Origin of the sequence: Edaphobacter acidisoli (assembly GCF_014642855.1) — a bacterium.
Classification (GTDB): Bacteria; Acidobacteriota; Terriglobia; order Terriglobales; family Acidobacteriaceae; genus Edaphobacter; species Edaphobacter acidisoli.
Genome location: NZ_BMJB01000001.1, coordinates 607,977 through 623,851 on the forward strand (window position 1 = coordinate 607,977; position 15,875 = coordinate 623,851).

The window sequence follows — 15,875 nt, forward strand, 5'->3', positions numbered from 1 at the left end:
GATCGAGATATGGAAGACGCGCTGTACCTTCCGTATTCAGTTTCCCATCCAGGCGGGTGATGGTTCACTTGCAGCCGGGAGAATTGACAAAAAAGAGACAAAATTCCCGCGCTCCCGGGGCCCGTGTTGAGACAAACTATAGCTCAAACATGGGATTTTCGGTGGAGGGCGTGTTCTCCGGCAGTTTTCTGAAGACGATTCCCGCTGCGACGGCGAGAACTGCAATTATAAGCATTGCGGGAGAGTAGCCAAAGCGCACGATAGCAGTTCCCATCGTAAGCGAGGCGACAGCCTGGGCAATTCCGCTGACAAAGAACGTCGCCGCGGATGCGCCATTGTGTTCAGTGACAGGAATACGGTCCATCAAAAGACTATAGATGCCAGGCTCATTCATGTTCTGGGCGGCGACGTATATCCAGTAGATCGCCGCTGCCGATGCGGTCCCATGAGCGAAAGCAAGCATGCCCAGCGCAAATGCTGTTGAAAACTGTGTCAGCATCACTCCGGTGATCAGTCCGGCTTTGCGGAAGAGCAGCGGGACGGCAAGGACTGCGATGAACTGCGCGAGGCTTCCGGATGACATAACTGCTCCTGCTCTTTCAAGCGAGAAGCCCATGTGATGCACGAAATAGACATTTGCGAATGGAGCAAAGGAACCTGTGACCAGGCTCCAGAGTGCGATTGCAGGAAGGAATTTTCTCAGGAAAGGATTGGAGAAGCGCGGCAGGCTCACTTCAGAGGCTGCCGGGCGCAAAGTGAGACCGGATATCGGAATCAATGCAACTAACGCGCCAACACATGCGAACAGCAAAGTGGCTTGCTTGGCTTGTATGGGAGTGAGCGAGGTGAAGTGAAGCTTCTGGATCAATCCGGGCAGGCGACCCGCAGTAAACGAACCAAGCCCGGTCACTCCGATGCCGGATGCGAAGATCAGGCTAAAGGCGATGGGGCGCTCCTGTTCTGTTGTCAGCGCGGCGATGGAAGGTGAGAGGCAGACAGCCCAGAAGCACAGCGTGAGGCCGATGCATATTGCTAGGGCAAACTGCGCGATCTCCGCGACGATACAGGTGCGCAGAATGGAGAGGGTGACAGTCAGCAGTACCCCGACTGTGAGCGTGTGGCGAAGTCCGAAGCGCTGCGCAATGACTCCGAATGGGATGGTGCCTGCGATGCTGCCGACGGCAATGAGGCTGCCGATTACGCCAAGCGTGCGCTCTGTCATGCCAAGGTCGAGAAGATAGAGATTGAAGAGGAAAAAAAAGACGGAGAAGCCGAAGTTGAATAAACCTGCGCCAACGAAGAAGAGCCAGAACTGGCCGCGAGGAGCGTTTGCAAGCCACAGCCGGATTCGCTTCTTCAGCGAGAAGCCTTGTTCGTTAGGCGTGCAGGCAAGCTGCGTCATGTGAGTGACTGAGCGCAGTTTCGCGCTAGAAGATCAAGCTGATCCAGCGCTTGCGGAAGATCTGAGTAGCGAAGCTCGTAGCACTGAATGGTCGAGAGATATTCAAGCGCGTCGCGCTGGAGCTGGCTGATGGCTTCGGGGGGAAAGACATCGACGCTCTCGCGGAAGTAGTCCATAGCGATGTCTTTGCTGAATGGCCTCAGTTCGGCGGTGGAAGTGGGCTGCCGGTTGAGAAAGATGGCGCAGTGCGCGGCGGCCTCGTCTGCCGCTACGATGCTCGGCAGTTCAGAGACTGGGACTTCGATGGAGGGTTTGCCTTGAGCACGAGGAGTCAGACTGCGCCCATGCAGCTCTGGGAAGAGAGTCTTCGCCGATGGGCGAAATCGAAATTGGCGCGAATTGCCGACAAAATACGCGCGTCCGGCGTCGAGCAGAAGCTGGCTTCCGTCATCGGTGGTATAGGTCCAGCCGGCGCGTGCGCACGCGTAAGCTAGCGTCGATTTGCCCATGCCCGAAGGACCACAGAGCAACATGCCGCAGCCGTAGCGGCTGACACAGGCAGCATGAATAGGAACGACATATAACGTCGAGATCAGGACGAGGGTCGGTGCCTCGAGAAAGTGATAACGCAGGTAATTGCGATGACGGATTGATCCACGATTTACCCACATATAGGCAAAGCCTTCCCTGAGATCGCATAGCGCGTGATTGTGGGAGTCTGCAATGATGGAAAGTAGATGGCGTTGGGCGCGAACGACAGGCGCGGGTGGGCAGGCCACGAGGCCGCTGTCCCGCACGCCAACGTAGAGCCGCAGCGTAGGACGCATGTAGCGATGGCGCATACCTCCCCAGCTTTCAGCTGCGGCATCGAGCACTTCTTGTGAGTTGGTCGCAATCTCTACGGAGAAGCCGAGGGGGTAGAACGTGGCTTTGAGGTTCAAAGGAACTTTGCATTGCAGCGGATCATCATTGGGCATATCGACGTCCTGCTCTGCTAGCTCGGCTGCAACGATACTGCGCTCTTGCTCCAGTTCAATCATCAAAACCTCCGATTCAAATCGATTTGTGGTCCGTGATGCCAGTTAACGACTCAGTAGGAATATTTCAGGGCGAACTGGACGATGCGTGGGTTAGTTGTTGTGTTCGTGATGAAGCCAAAAGAACTGGAAGAGAGCTCGGTGGATGGATTGCCGAAGTTTGCAGTGTTGGTCATGTTGAAGAACTCCGCGCGAAACTGGAGATTGCCTAATTCTTTGACCGGGAACGTGCGGGTCGCAGCGAAGTCGATATTGCGCTGTGCAGGCCCGCGTATGTTGCCGACCCCACAGTTGCCGAAGAGTGTTGAGTTGGGATCGCCGCCTACGATGGGCGCGGTGGTAAATGCGGCAGAGTCGAAGTAGCCCTGAAGTAGCGAGAAGGTTGATCCCGATGCCTTGAGTGGCGCTCCGGTGCATTCAGCGCGCGAGAAGCCTGCGATGTTTCCGTAGATGGAGCCCGCGCGCATGTCTGTAATTACGAGCGGAGTTCCAGATTCGGCGACGGCAACAATGGAGAACCCCCATCCGGATAAGAGTTGTCGTGCCAGCGCCATCTGTAGAGCGGGCCTGGGCAGTGCGTAGGTGAGACTCAATACTCCACGGTTAGCGCGGTCGAAGTTACCAAGACCGCGTGCCTGTCGAGGATTGGTCTGGTCGTTGGTGACGAAGCCTAGTTCGAAGTTCGAGAGCGCTCCGGAGTCGCTGGTTACGTTCAACTCCTTCGACCATGTGTAGCTGCCGAGGAATTCAAGACCATGACTCAGTCTTTGTGTGACGCTGGTCTGCAATGAATTGTAGGCTGCGCTGAATGCGGTTTTAACGATGTATGAGCCGGGCGCGATGCCTTCAAACGGCAGACGCTGAACGACGTTTTCCACGGTGTTGGTGGTGGCACCGTTGACCGGATTCGAAGGGCTTGCAAGCAGCGCTTGGTTGAACTCGGTCTGCCCGGTCAGGTGCGTCGACGCGGAGCCGACGTAGCCCACCTCGAAGAGCGTGGAATGGCCGAGGCCATATTGAAGATTCAGGTTGTATTGCTGCACGTAAGAGTCGCGCAGGCGAGGCCATACCTCGGCGAGAAAGAGTCCGCCGCCGGGAACTCGCGGCAGGAAGAGTGGGAAACTGGCGGCTGGCGGCAGCGCGGGAACGTAGGGTTGCTGCAATGTTGCCGCGGCGTTTGCGGCACCTGCTTGAAATTGATCAAACGCATAGGGCGGCTGTGCGACCGTGGTCTCGGCGACATCTCCTGATGTCCGGTTGTAGTAGATACCGTAGCCGGAACGCAGAAGAAGATGGTGCTGCTCAGAGAGTCGCAGCGAAAATCCAAGACGAGGAGATATGTCGGTGTACGGCGTGGACCAGAGCCCTCGTGTTCCGGAACGGATGGCTCCGCCGGGAAGCGGGCCCTTGTAGTTCGCCGGCATAACGAAGCCGCTGAGAGACCCGTCATCTGGAACGGCCGCGGTTGCAATAGTGGGGTCGAAGGTTGGTAGGCGTCCTTGAATCTCTGAGGGGGCGCCGAAGATTTCGTAGCGTATGCCAGCGTTCACTGTAAGACGCTGGCTTATCTTGATGTCATCCTCCGCAAACCCTGCGTAGTCGGTGTAGCGTTCGTATTTGGGGAAGATGCCGGAGGATGCTGTCGCGGAAAAGACATTGCTGAATGCGCCGCCATTCTGAGCGGCACTCTCTCCAAGGAGCAGGTCTGCAAAGGTGTTGATGGAAAGAAAGCCGTCTTCAACAAATGGAACGTTGACATCGACCTGATGACGCTTGAATTCGATACCGGCACGCAGGGAGTGGCGGCCATGCGTGAAGGAGATGGTGTCTTGCCAGACATAGGTGTTGGTGTTCTGCCAATAGATCGGCTGGCCGGGCGTGCCGATGGTGAACAGGCCATTGACGGCAATGCCTGGGATTTCGGGAAGCGGTCCGGGTGTTGCAATCCCAATGGACGCGGCGGCGATTGGCTGTTGGACTTTGTTGAACCCGTCGAAACGCATGTAGCCGAGACGCGCGATGTTGATCAGGCTGGCGTGGAACGCATGAGTGTCCGACAGAACAAACATCGTGTTCTGGTCTAACTCGGATGTTCCCCAGCCTGGAATGTTTGGTCCGGAGCCAGCGAATGCTACGGTTGTTGGCGCGCGGGAATAGAAGAAACGACCCGACAACTGATTGACTGGAGACATTGCCTGATCAAGGTTGACGGTGAATTGGTCCTCGCGATATTGCGCGGGAATAGAGAAAGTGGATTCTCCAATAGGAATCTGCGAGTCTGTGGAAGGCAACAATGTTTGCGGGCTCGGGATTGCATACTTGCCACCGCTCGTTTTGTAGTTGAGCAGTGCAAGCGCGACTGGGTTGATATTGGACCCATCGCATGCGATTTGCGTGCCACCCGCAGAGGTGAGGTAGCCGGGGTTGCCGGGATAATTGGCAGGGCAGAACTGTGCGCCGAGTGTTGCGGCGGAGCGATCCGACGTTAGCTGCGGCAGAATAGCGGTCTGCAACGAACCAGACGCGTCCCCGTCGCGCTGGGTCGTGCCCTGATAGCCGAAGAAGAAAAATGTTTTGTTGTGGCGAATGGGTCCGCCAAGTGTGCCGCCAAACTGGTTTTGTTTGAGCACGGGGCGGGGTTGGGCATTCATCTTTGCAAAGAAGTCATTGGCGTTCAGCATGTCGTTGCGGAAGAACTCCCACAGGGAGCCGTGAATCTGGTTTGTTCCCGATTTGCTAATGACGTCTACGTTGGCTCCGGAGCCGCGACCGTACGCCGCATCGTAGCCGCCTGTCTGTACGTTGAATTCCTGAATGACATCGGGTGCTGGGATGGCCAAACCTACCTCAGATTGATAGCCCGAAGCGGAGTTCTGCGAAAGATTGTTGGCGTCGATGCCATTGAACTGGAAGTTATTGACTGTTGTGCCTCCGCCGTTTGCACTGACGTTCTGGTTATTGCGGCCAAGGCTGGCGGCATTGGGAATCTCCACTACGACTCCGGGAGAGAGCGCGAGAATCTGAGTGTAGTTTCGGTTGGCGAGCGGCAGAGCTTTGATTGTGGACTCGTCGACGACTCGACCCAGCGATGTCGTTTGCGGTTGGGTGACATCCACGTCTACGACGATGTCGACTTTGCCGGGGGGCAGGTGGAAGGAGACGCTGGTCACTTCACCGACGATGACCGGAATGCCGCGCTTCGCGCCATGATCGAATCCGTCGGCTTGAACCAGCACGGAATATGTTCCAGGGGAGAGATACGGGAGGCGAAAGTCTCCACGCGCGTCGACTGAAACCGATCGGGAAAGATGCGTCTGTTCGTTCAGAACGTCAATGCTTGCCTTTGTGATGACTGCGCCGGATGAGTCGTAGAGTGTGCCTGCAATTGCACCTGTTGCTGCATCCTGCGCGTGGGCTGTCGCTGTTGCGCATAGAGCAGCAGCGACAAGAAGTATCCGAATCTCCTGTCTGAGTATCTTCACTGGACTCACCTTGAGCAGATATGCCTGCTAACGAAGCAAGTGTAGGAAGATATGGCGCTCGTGGTTGTCAGCAAATTGTCCAAATTTAGTCATGTTTTGATGCGCTGATTGTTCGCGAAGCGGAAAGCGCACAGATGGGTACACCGTCGAAGCGAGCGCTTCAGTTGGGCCTACTTTTCAGCAGAAGGAAGAAGATTGTGAATTGACTGAGCGGCCAGCAGTCGTTTCCAACGCGACAACTCGATCATGTAACGCAAGTCTTCGACCAGGTGAAAGCGGAGACGGAAGAGCGTGAATCGAGCCTGGTAGAGCGCACGGCGCATCCGCTTCCACAAACTTTCGTTCTGCTCAGCCAGAGTAATCTGCGGCACTTTGCGCGGCGGGATGAGTCTATGGCGTCTCTTCACAAGCCATTGTATGTCTCCGCGCCCCAATTCCCCTTCGAGCAGCAGATACAGTTTGGTCCCTGGGAATTTTGAGAGGCAGGCACCATGCCCGTAGCAGTCGGCCCATAACTTTACGCCCGCAGGCAGGCAGTCAAGTGTCCATTTATTGAGCTGATCGGGAGCACGGCCACCAAAGAAGCGGCGCGACAGCAGGGTCGCCAAACCTATTGCTATCGCAGCGTCCCGCGTTGCCTGAGAGCGCTCGCGCACGCTCTCCCAAAGTGTTGAGTTATGTTCGTGTGTAGACACGAAACGCATATATTCGAGCAGCCACGAAAGACGAGTGCAGGGACTGCGCAGATGCGAAAGGATGTGCAGCGCTTGGATGATGAACTGATCTTCTGGAGCAAAGACAGGAAAGCTACGTCCATGCCATGTGCGCTGGACGATCCTGGCAAGCTGCGCATCGCACAGCAGCCAGCGCGGTGATCCTACACGTGCAAAGTGCAGTTCCACCCGGCGCTCTGGTCGCGGTTTGTAGTGGTCTTCTGTGCGCGCTGGTTTCGAAGCGCCTGCTTTGAACTCCCACGCGGATGCTGATTCCACGGACTGCACGTATCCAGCGGCGGTTAGAATGCTCCGGCAGCACCCCAGATATTTCTCATCGACTAAAAAGTCGAAATCGAGCTGATTGCGCAGAGCAGAATCGGGGCAGTAGTCCGGTGCAAGGGTGAACCCCTTTGCGTTGGCGTATCGTATGCCAGCTTGAACGAATGCGCAGTTGATGGCAATGAACTCTTCCATGAGAGCGCTGTTACGTCTTCGGTTGTCGGCTAGGTTTTGCTGGAACTTCGCGATGGTTATTGGCGGCAAGGAATCTTCGATGCCCAGCGTCTGCAGTCGATCGAGAAAGTACAGTGTCATGCCGCTAGCGATGAGCCAAAGATATGCTCGTTCCCAATCCTTGCGGCTGAACGCGGAGAGCCGGGCTCTGGAGCGTTCCACTGAATCGGTGAAGCTTGCAATGACGGCGTCCGCAATTCTTTCATCAACCGAGATGCTCCAACCCATGACGTTCTCCTAGTGCATTTAGTGGCTGTATACCTCTGGCTCCCCTAAGCTGCCGGCAGGAGGAAGGTGCCTGAGAAAGAGCACGATCGACCACATCTCATCATCATTAAGAGTGCCTTTTGATGCGGGCATGCCTGAAGGGGCGATGCCGTTTTCGACGATCCATTTCAACTGACCGTCGGTGTAACTTTGCACCTCGGGAGAAGCCAGCGATGGCAGCGGTGGAGACATCTGGTCGGCAAACGGCACGCCCGTACCTTGACCGTCGAGTCCGTGGCATACGGTACAGTAGTGCCCGAACGCCTCTTTGCCATCGGCAAGATTCTCAGTTGTAAGCGGGATCGGATTCTGTGCCGACTTGTTGCCCACGGTGATATGGTGTTTCACTTCATGCACCACATAGCGTTCGACTCGATTCGGCGGGCTTACTTTGCAACCTGTGAGCAGCATGGCTGCGACGAGAATGATCAGATGGCAGCGAGCACGCATCGACTCACTCCGTTACATGCAGCGTCAGCTTCATCGACCCATGTCCCGATCCACAAAATACAGAGCACTGGCCGATGAACGTTCCTGTTTGCTGTGGCGTGAACGTGACTTCGGCTGACTTTCCCTTCTTTGCCTTAATGTCGATGCTCAGCTCTTTAAACTTCAGCCCATGACCTACATCCTGGCTGGTCAAAACCAATACGACGGGCACTCCCTTTTTCAGGGTGATGTCCGCGGGAATGAACTGAAAGCGCTTTGCTACAACCTCAACCCGCTGAGGCTGATCTTGTGCGCACGCGGACAATGGAAGGATCGACGAAAATATTAGCGCCACTGCAATTACGGCGAGTAAGGCGAATTTGGGTCTCATGCAGGTTCTCCCGAATATGTCTAAATGTGCTCTGTATTTGGCCTTTATGGGGACAAATAGCGCAGGATGTCTTGTGCGTCTTGTTCACTCAGCGAGGCGCGCACGCGCATGTGCATCACGATTGTTCCCGTGATTCGCGGAGATAGCTGCTCCGGCGTCGTGTGGCAACGGCCGCAATTTGCACGGAATTTTTCCTCCCCCGGATCGGGCACGGCTTTAGCTGCGCTCGCTTGGTGCAAGCTTTTGGGTTTCGATGACGAGGAGTTGTTCGAATGCGTCTGAGCAAACACACTTCCAGATACAGACACTGCTGCGATGCCAACAGAGAGCGCGAGCCTTGCTAGCCATGCGTGCATTATGCGCTGAATCATCTTCATCGTTTGCCTCGCCACATGGGAAATAGAAAACGGTATGTCAGGGCTACGTCCCAGATATTTGCATTGCCTGTCGATGAGAACTTTCGCGAATAACTTGTTGTGAAACGGACTTCGTTGGGCAGGTGATATATGAATCCAAAGTCTGCCTGTTTCGTGTCGGCTGACGGGAGGCCATCGCCCGGGCCGGGACTGTTGCGGAAGACTTGCTGGATGCGAAAGAGTGGCTCCAGACGGCCTATCAGGCTTTCACGGCCTCTCCACTGCGAGAGCCGGTATCCACTCTCCAGCCAGTAGCCTTGCGCATGTGGATCGTGTGCGTATTCGGAGCGCACCTGTAAGGGCACTCTCCAGGGCTGCCACCAAAAATGTGCGCCGATGGAATTGTAGTGCGTGTTCTGGAGGAAGCGGGCGTAGGAGGTCCCAAGTTCGATCCGCGTTGAGGGGAAGTAGAAGTCAATCCGGTCCCCAGCAGAGCGTGCAGATTGAAACTGCGGTACACCGCTGAGCGCGGAAGAGTAGCCGACATAGTCGACGTGTACGGCATTGCCCGCATAGAGCACGCCGCGCAACATTGCCCCATCGCTTGAACCGGTCGTTCGCGTGCCGATGGGGGTGATGAGCGGCGCGTCCTGAAAGTTCTGCATCCAAATTGGCGTGAGCCGCTCGTTGTAGGTGCCGAAGGGTGTGAGGAATCTGCCAACTACCAGCGTCAAGTTCGGAGTGGCTAGATAGTCTAGCTGCAGATACTGCGTTGATTTGAAGAAGGTGCCTTCATAGGGACCACTGGTTCCGTTCTTGCGCCCGACAAACTCGCGGAAGTCGAATCGAGACTCCGCCAGCAGGTGTGTGCCGATTGGTGCGGCGACCAGCGGAGCTACAACCGGTTGGACGAAGTGAGCGCCTGTGTTTGTGCTGTCGAGAAAGCCGATGCCGCCCGAGATGATTGGTGTGTACTGAGCAATGGCGAGCGCGTGGAGCAGAAACAATGCTCCCATGAGCCAGAGCTGTTTTATCCATCGCCAGCGGTACCGCGTTCTGCTTGCAGCGAGTGATTGTATAGTCAGTTCATCCACACCCTTACGCTAGCAACGAGTGAGTGATGAAATGTCAGTGGTCTGTCTGGATCATGTCATGGGTTTGTAACTGGGCTGAATAGGTACTACGGCTGGACAACTCACAAGGGGCCGACTCAAAAACTGATTACGTCAAGGGGAGATGAATCATCGCTTCGCCTGGCGCTAACAAGAGGAACTAGTCCACAATCCGTCTAACCTTAAACCTGACCGACGCCACCGTCTACCATCAGATCCGCTCCGGTCACATATGAGCTCTGCTCGGAACCCAGAAAGACAGCTGCATTGGCGATTTCCACGGCCTGCGCAAGGCGGTTGATCGGGATCATGTTCAGGTACATCTTTACAACTTCGTCTCGTCCGTGCTCTTCCGACTGTGAATCCAGGATAGGGGTATCGGTAACGCCGGGACTCAGAACATTGACACGTATACCGCTGTCCTTGAACTCAGCAGCCCATGTGCGAGCATAGGAGCGCATCGCCGCCTTAGTCGCAGCGTAGGCTGTATGGTTCGGAATGCCCATGACATGCATTGCAGAGCCGACCAAGATGATCGAGCCGCCGCGACTCATCAACGGCAATAGCTTCTGCACCAGGAAGACCGGAGCACGTGCCATAAGATTGAATGTCCTATCGAAATGTTCGGGCGTGATACTTGCTAGCGGCGCCTGCTCCGTAAAGCCCGCATTGGACACGATGATGTCCACGACGCCCTTTCCTGTCTTCACCGCCGCAGCGATGCGATCGATATCTGCAAGTTGTGAAAGATCTCCTGCTATGGCCGCGACGTTCCTGCCGATCGCAGACACAGCCCTATCCAGTTCTGCTTGCCGGCGTGCCGTGATGAAAACGTATGCTCCTTCGTCGACAAACCGCTTCGCTGTGGCCAAACCAATTCCACTGTTGCCGCCCGTGACGACTGCTACCTTACCTTCGAGTACACCCATCAAGTTCTCCTTTTTGTAAACCGTGCATCACGGCTGCCTTCCCGCCGCGCGATATTATGCAATGATCACTACGCATTATCGAACAATCATTACAGATGTGGGCGGAATGCATCGGATTCACAAATTCCCAATCTAAAATGAAAAAACTCTATGAAGACCTCAGCGAAACTCGGAAGACCGGCTGCGTTCAACAAAAAGATCGCTTTGGATATCGCTATGCGGCTCTTTTGGGAACGGGGTTATGAGGGGACATCGATGGCGGACCTCTCTCTGGCTATGGGCATCCACCCATCGAGCATCTACGCCGCCTTCGGTAACAAACAGGAGCTCTTTGCGCTTGCCGCCAAACGGTACGCTGACGTGCCAGCGCAATATATGGTGAAAGCACTCGAGCAGCCTACGCTGCGAGACTTCATTCTCGCTGCATTCGACAACACGGTTGAGTTCCTTGGTTCAAAAGAGCATCCTTCCAGTTGCTTCACGCTCACTGGTGCTATCTCCTGCGGTACGGATACGGAACCTGCAAAAGCCTTGATGCAAAAGATGCGCCTGCAAAACGAGGCGGCCATCAAAGCCCGCCTCCTCAAGGCTCGAAAAGCTGGAGAGTTTCCACCAGAAGAGAATGTCGACGACTATACGAGGTATCTCTCTTCACTGCTAAGCGGTCTGGCTATTCAGGCCGCGAACGGTTCAACTAGAGCTGAATTGAAGCGCACGGCGGAGGTCGCGATCAGACACTTGGGTCTTGAAAGATAAGCTATTAGAGCTGTGGCGTCCCAGAAACACTGACTGTCATAAGAGGTCTGCACTCGAATCAGTGACGGAGCGGCGACTTATCAGTGCTGCTCGTGCCTATTGGTTACCGCGTAACGCATTGCCTCCGTCTCTCTTGCAGTCCCGATGAGCTCGTATCTCTTCTGAAATGTTTCGAGTACTTCAGCGGGTGCGCTCTCCGGAGTTCCACTGTGAAAAATGGGGTTCGGCGAATACTCAATGGCAAGCTGAATCTCTTGCGCAGCCGCATCTCCGCGCAAGAGAGAGACCAACGCCAGCGCTCCATCTAGTCCGGCCGTTACGCCTGCGGCGCTGATGAGGTTGCCGTCAACCACGACCCTTGCATCGACAAGAATCGCTCCGTAATACTGCATCAAATGCCGTGTGCTCCAATGAGTGGTTACCTGTCTTCCCAGCAGCACACTCGCTGCACCACAGAGCAGGGCTCCTGTGCAGACTGAAAACAAGAGCTTTTCCCTCTGTACGTGTTTGCGGATGAGTCCTAGTACTTCCTCGTCGTGCATCAGTGCCTGTTGCCCATAGCCGCCGGGAACAAGCAGTACATCGAATATTCCTGTTTCTGCGATGCTCACATCCGGCGAAAGGCGAAGCCCTTGCACGTCGCGTACCTGTTTAACTTCTTTTCCGATGATCTGGATGGTTGTATCCGGCATGCGTGAAAGAACTTCAAATGGTCCCGTGAAGTCGATCTGATCCATTTGATCGAAGATCAAGCAGCCCACAGAAAGCGGTTGCCCAGAAAGCTTTGGCTTAGACCTCTCGCTAACAAATAGTGGAACACTCATCGTGACTCACCTCTCCACGGAACCAGTTGAAAACATGTACCCACACGGAGCTCCGGTGCCGGAACATCGGCACCTTCATGCGACCTCAACCGCCAGGTTATTTTGACCGGTACGAATTGGGGCCGCAGGTACTACAACTTCGACAAGCCCAGTAGATATGTCATAAACGAGGCCTGAAATGAGCCATTCGCCCGGCAATGCCGGAATCGCTCTGAGAGCAGCAACATCGACGACGACCGACTTGCGCGGATCGGAGACTGACTTGGCCGTAACTTCCTTTTCCGGTATCTGAAAGTAGTGCGCCAGCATGGCAGGGTCTCCCACAAGACGTGTACTGCCACAATCCGTGTGATGAAGCACAATCAGGTGAAATTCCCCACCGTTTCCCGGAATCGTTCCGGCAACTTCTCCAATTCGTCCGAGCAGCCCAAACTCCTCCAACAGCCCCGGCGTGACTCGACCGCCGATGTTTCTCATGACGACGGCCTCACCGGGCTTGATGCCAAGCACCTGAACAGGATCAACGCGCATATCTGCACAACCGATGATTACCGCTTTTAACGTTTGCAAAGATTGTGGAAGCGATGGCATTGGGGTAGCGAGCTCTTTGTTGTGTTCCAACATAAGGTCGAGGGTATTCATCATGATTCTCCTGAAATATGATTGACGGGTAGGCCAGCATAATGATGTACGCATCCATTCGATGCAAGCATCGACTCGATAAATTCGAGCGATTAGAGACAAAAACCCAACCATTTCTGCCAAATCGCAGGAAGAGGGTCACTGCACTCGAGCGCGTCCAAACGAGGCCCGATATTGGCGAGGTGTAACGCCGAGGCAGCGTGCGAATGCACGACGAAGAGTCTCCGCAGAGGTAAACCCGCAGGAAAGCGCAATTTCCTGGAGAGTCATCGCTGTCGATTCGATCTGGCGCCGAGCTGCCTCGATGCGAAGATCTTCGATGTATCTCGCTGGAGTTTTGCCCACTTCCAGGTGAAACACGCGAACGAAGTTCCGCGGACTCATGGCGGCGCGCCTGGCAAGACCTTCGATGGAGAGGTTGCGTTGGATGTTGTCGGGAAGCCAAGCGAGCACATCACCAAGAGGCCGCTTCTCAGAAGACTGCGCCATCAGAGTGGCGCTGAACTGCGATTGACCGCCTGGCCGGTGCAAAAACACCACCATCATCTGAGCAACCTTGAGAGCTGTCTGTCTGCCTAGATCTTCTTCCACAAGTGCGAGCGCGAGATCAATTCCAGCAGTTACACCTGCTGAGGTATAGCAGTTTCCGTCTCTAACAAAGATAGGCGTGGGATCTACAGTCACTCGCGGATAGTCGCGCGCAAGCTCCTCGCACCAGTTCCAGTGGGTGGTTGCACGCCGTCCATCAAGAAGGCCAGCCTCAGCCAGGACTAACGCTCCAGTACAGACTGAACCAAAGCGACGGCTGCTCGCACAGCTCTCACTGAGCCATTTTAGAAAGCTCGGTTCGTATCGCACTTTCGAAACCCCGTCGTACCCGGCGACAAGAAGAGTATCGATCGGACCACAATACTCGCCGTATGTTTGATCTGTGTGAATCGGAAGACCCAGATGGCTCAGAACGTCACGATCGGTTCCAGCCGAGACGACAGCAACTTCATAAATTGGCTCTTCGCTTCGAGAGCGGTTGGCATCGCTAAAAACCTCCAGTGGCCCAAACACATCAAGCGTCCGCACAGGTGGTACAGCCACGATCAGGACACGACGGGTGCTTTGCCCCGGCGAGCGGGCGGGGCCATCGATTCTCTGTGTGGTACGACGCTTGGGATTCGGTCTATTCATTATCCGAATTGTCTGGACTTCGGTTTCGCTAGCTGTGGTGCATGGGGAGATGAAGTATGACGCTGCATTTATTGTATCCAGGAGATAAAGAGCATGTTGGGGCCGGCATTCTCAACAACTGATAATTGTCGATGATGACGCTGCTATTTCTTATCTCGTGCCAACGCACTCCACCAGCGCCTCCTCAACGATCTCGTTTGGATGCGTCCCTTCGGTCTGGACGAATCTGGATATCCATGGAAGTGGCAACTACGACACATAGATTATCTAGACAGACAACCTGACCAGACGTTGAGACCGCAAAATGGGGGTCACGCATTGGCGAAGGTTAGCTGGCCAGCATTCTTAAATAGGAACAAATGGCGACAACTCAGCCTGGGATTTCGCTTGATATCGTGATCAGGCCTGCATCTCGGAGTTGCATGGAAAAGTGTTGAAGATTTATGTTCTGTACACTGGTGCCTTCGACCAATGCGCTGTGAGCGGCGATCGCGGCGCTTTCACTAAGGACCATATAAGGCGGTTCCATGCGAACGGAAGCGAAGCATACGTGCGTCGATGACACGCAGAATGTTGCCAGAAGGTTTTCGCAGTCTTCTGCGCGTGGCGTCAGCGTTCGATAGCTGACGGGATACGCGTGTCCAATGCTGTCATAGAACTCGCCCTCTTGAGCGACCTTTCCCGCATTGACGAGGCGTTGGCAGGCATGTGAGTCGAGAGAGTAGGTCCCTAGCCCGACAGAGTCGGGCAAACTTGTGGGTGGGTTCTGGCAATTACTCTGTCGCATGACATAGGCTCCAACCATGCGGCGTGCCTCGCGGATGTAAAGTTGCGTTGGCCACCCCCGAGTGTCCTGGAACTCATCGCGAGGTAGCCCCCATTGCGCGAGATCAGTTCGGATATCTTCAGGGACGCGTGGGTCAGTCTGGAGAAAATAGAGCAAGCCCCGTTGATAGTCTTCGTGTGCGTGCCAGAGATGGGCTCGCTCTGCCCAACTCGCCTTCGCATACCGTTCCGAGCCCCCGGTTACAAAATCCATAGAGACATCGGCTGCGTTATTGATATCTGTCTTTCCATTGGGAAGCACGCAGAACTTGAGCAAGCGACGTGAACGACCACTATGCATCTGTTCTGCACGGAAAGGTTTTCCGGCCGCTGCTTGCGCGGCGATCATGCGCGCCACGATCTCGTAGGTGGCCGGGTGATAGTCACTGCCCGGCTGGGTCGGAATAGGGTTCTGCTTCACTAGGCAGATGCGAAAGTTATAGGCCTGGATCATTGGTGAACTCGATCCAGCGATACCGAGTGTGGCTTTCGATACTAGGGGTATTAGGCCACTGGAAGCATGGCCGGGCTTTCTGTAGGGATCGACCGCGACAATAGCGTTGTCGTGGCCACTTCCCTGATACGGGATGATCCCCGCATAGGATTCGCCATACTCGTCGCGACTTTCGCGATCACCGCGATATGGGATATCGCCTGCAGCCAGCAAATCTCCTTCGTACGAAGCATCGATGAAGATAGCGGCTGAAACGCTGACGTAGGATTTTTCAATCGGGTTCGGCGACGGTGCACCGCGATGATCTACCGGTGCCTTGTCGAGCACTATTGTGCGAATACGGCGCTTATCTTTATGCACATAAGCCAACCGGCTTTCGCGGAAGACCGTCAGAGACTTCGACTGTTCAGTAACCAGTTGTTCAATGATAGCCTCCGCAACGTGAGGTTCGGCTACGGCGCCATCATTGCCGAATTTATCAACGTTGATGCCTCGGACTGCGTAGTATTCGCGGACGCGCCGGTAACTCACTCTCTGCTACGCAAAGGCAGTGGGGCA

At 55.1% G+C, this 15,875-nt stretch carries 14 protein-coding genes; 1 reads left to right on the forward strand and 13 read right to left on the reverse strand.

Going from position 1 to position 15,875, the window contains the following annotated elements:
• Nucleotides 1-136: 136 nt before the first annotated feature.
• From IEX36_RS02400 to IEX36_RS02440, 9 genes are all read right to left on the reverse strand, one after another.
• On the reverse strand, nucleotides 137-1,402 hold the full coding sequence (locus IEX36_RS02400; protein WP_188757741.1) for an MFS transporter: 1,266 nt from the start codon (nucleotides 1,400-1,402) through the stop codon (nucleotides 137-139).
• Nucleotides 1,399-2,442 carry an aldolase gene (locus IEX36_RS02405; protein WP_188757742.1) on the reverse strand — a complete coding sequence of 348 codons (1,044 nt, stop codon included), beginning with the start codon at nucleotides 2,440-2,442 and terminating at the stop codon, nucleotides 1,399-1,401. Before IEX36_RS02405 ends, IEX36_RS02400 begins: the two co-directional genes overlap by 4 nt.
• Nucleotides 2,443-2,492: 50 nt before the next feature.
• The gene (locus tag IEX36_RS02410) at nucleotides 2,493-5,921 is read right to left on the reverse strand and encodes a TonB-dependent receptor (protein ID WP_229668654.1); all 3,429 of its coding nucleotides are present in this window, start codon (nucleotides 5,919-5,921) and stop codon (nucleotides 2,493-2,495) included.
• A 170-nt stretch (nucleotides 5,922-6,091) separates the two neighbouring features.
• Nucleotides 6,092-7,378 (reverse strand): nucleotidyltransferase family protein, encoded by a 1,287-nt coding sequence (locus IEX36_RS02415; protein WP_188757743.1) that lies wholly within the window; start codon nucleotides 7,376-7,378, stop codon nucleotides 6,092-6,094.
• 18 nt (nucleotides 7,379-7,396) lie between these two features.
• On the reverse strand, nucleotides 7,397-7,867 hold the full coding sequence (locus tag IEX36_RS02420; RefSeq protein ID WP_188757744.1) for a c-type cytochrome: 471 nt from the start codon (nucleotides 7,865-7,867) through the stop codon (nucleotides 7,397-7,399).
• A gap of 4 nt (nucleotides 7,868-7,871) precedes the next feature.
• Complete coding sequence (locus IEX36_RS02425; RefSeq protein ID WP_188757745.1) at nucleotides 7,872-8,237, reverse strand: cupredoxin domain-containing protein; 366 nt, start codon at nucleotides 8,235-8,237, stop codon at nucleotides 7,872-7,874.
• Nucleotides 8,238-8,281: 44 nt separating this feature from the next.
• The gene (locus tag IEX36_RS02430) at nucleotides 8,282-8,614 is read right to left on the reverse strand and encodes a cytochrome c (RefSeq protein ID WP_188757746.1); all 333 of its coding nucleotides are present in this window, start codon (nucleotides 8,612-8,614) and stop codon (nucleotides 8,282-8,284) included.
• Nucleotides 8,611-9,609, reverse strand: coding sequence for a hypothetical protein (locus IEX36_RS02435; RefSeq protein WP_188757747.1), 999 nt, complete (start codon nucleotides 9,607-9,609; stop codon nucleotides 8,611-8,613). The genes IEX36_RS02430 and IEX36_RS02435 overlap by 4 nt, the downstream gene beginning before the upstream one ends.
• 278 nt (nucleotides 9,610-9,887) lie before the next feature.
• A complete protein-coding gene (locus IEX36_RS02440) occupies nucleotides 9,888-10,634 on the reverse strand; it encodes an SDR family NAD(P)-dependent oxidoreductase (RefSeq protein ID WP_188757748.1) in 747 nt (248 codons plus the stop codon).
• Nucleotides 10,635-10,784: 150 nt separating this feature from the next.
• Here IEX36_RS02440 and IEX36_RS02445 point away from each other — a divergent pair, with 150 nt between their 5' ends.
• A complete protein-coding gene (locus tag IEX36_RS02445) occupies nucleotides 10,785-11,390 on the forward strand; it encodes a TetR/AcrR family transcriptional regulator (RefSeq protein ID WP_188757749.1) in 606 nt (201 codons plus the stop codon).
• 80 nt (nucleotides 11,391-11,470) lie between these two features.
• Here the strand turns inward: IEX36_RS02445 and IEX36_RS02450 are convergent, their stop codons facing one another.
• From IEX36_RS02450 to IEX36_RS02465, 4 genes are all read right to left on the reverse strand, one after another.
• Complete coding sequence (locus tag IEX36_RS02450) at nucleotides 11,471-12,214, reverse strand: DJ-1/PfpI family protein (protein ID WP_188757750.1); 744 nt, start codon at nucleotides 12,212-12,214, stop codon at nucleotides 11,471-11,473.
• Nucleotides 12,215-12,289: 75 nt separating this feature from the next.
• Nucleotides 12,290-12,859 (reverse strand): carbonic anhydrase, encoded by a 570-nt coding sequence (locus tag IEX36_RS02455; protein WP_229668656.1) that lies wholly within the window; start codon nucleotides 12,857-12,859, stop codon nucleotides 12,290-12,292.
• 135 nt (nucleotides 12,860-12,994) lie between these two features.
• Entirely contained in the window at nucleotides 12,995-14,038 is a 1,044-nt protein-coding gene (locus IEX36_RS02460; RefSeq protein WP_188757751.1) for a GlxA family transcriptional regulator, read from the reverse strand.
• Between the two features lie 370 nt (nucleotides 14,039-14,408).
• Nucleotides 14,409-15,848 carry an FAD-dependent oxidoreductase gene (locus tag IEX36_RS02465; protein WP_188757752.1) on the reverse strand — a complete coding sequence of 480 codons (1,440 nt, stop codon included), beginning with the start codon at nucleotides 15,846-15,848 and terminating at the stop codon, nucleotides 14,409-14,411.
• Nucleotides 15,849-15,875 lie beyond the last annotated feature (27 nt).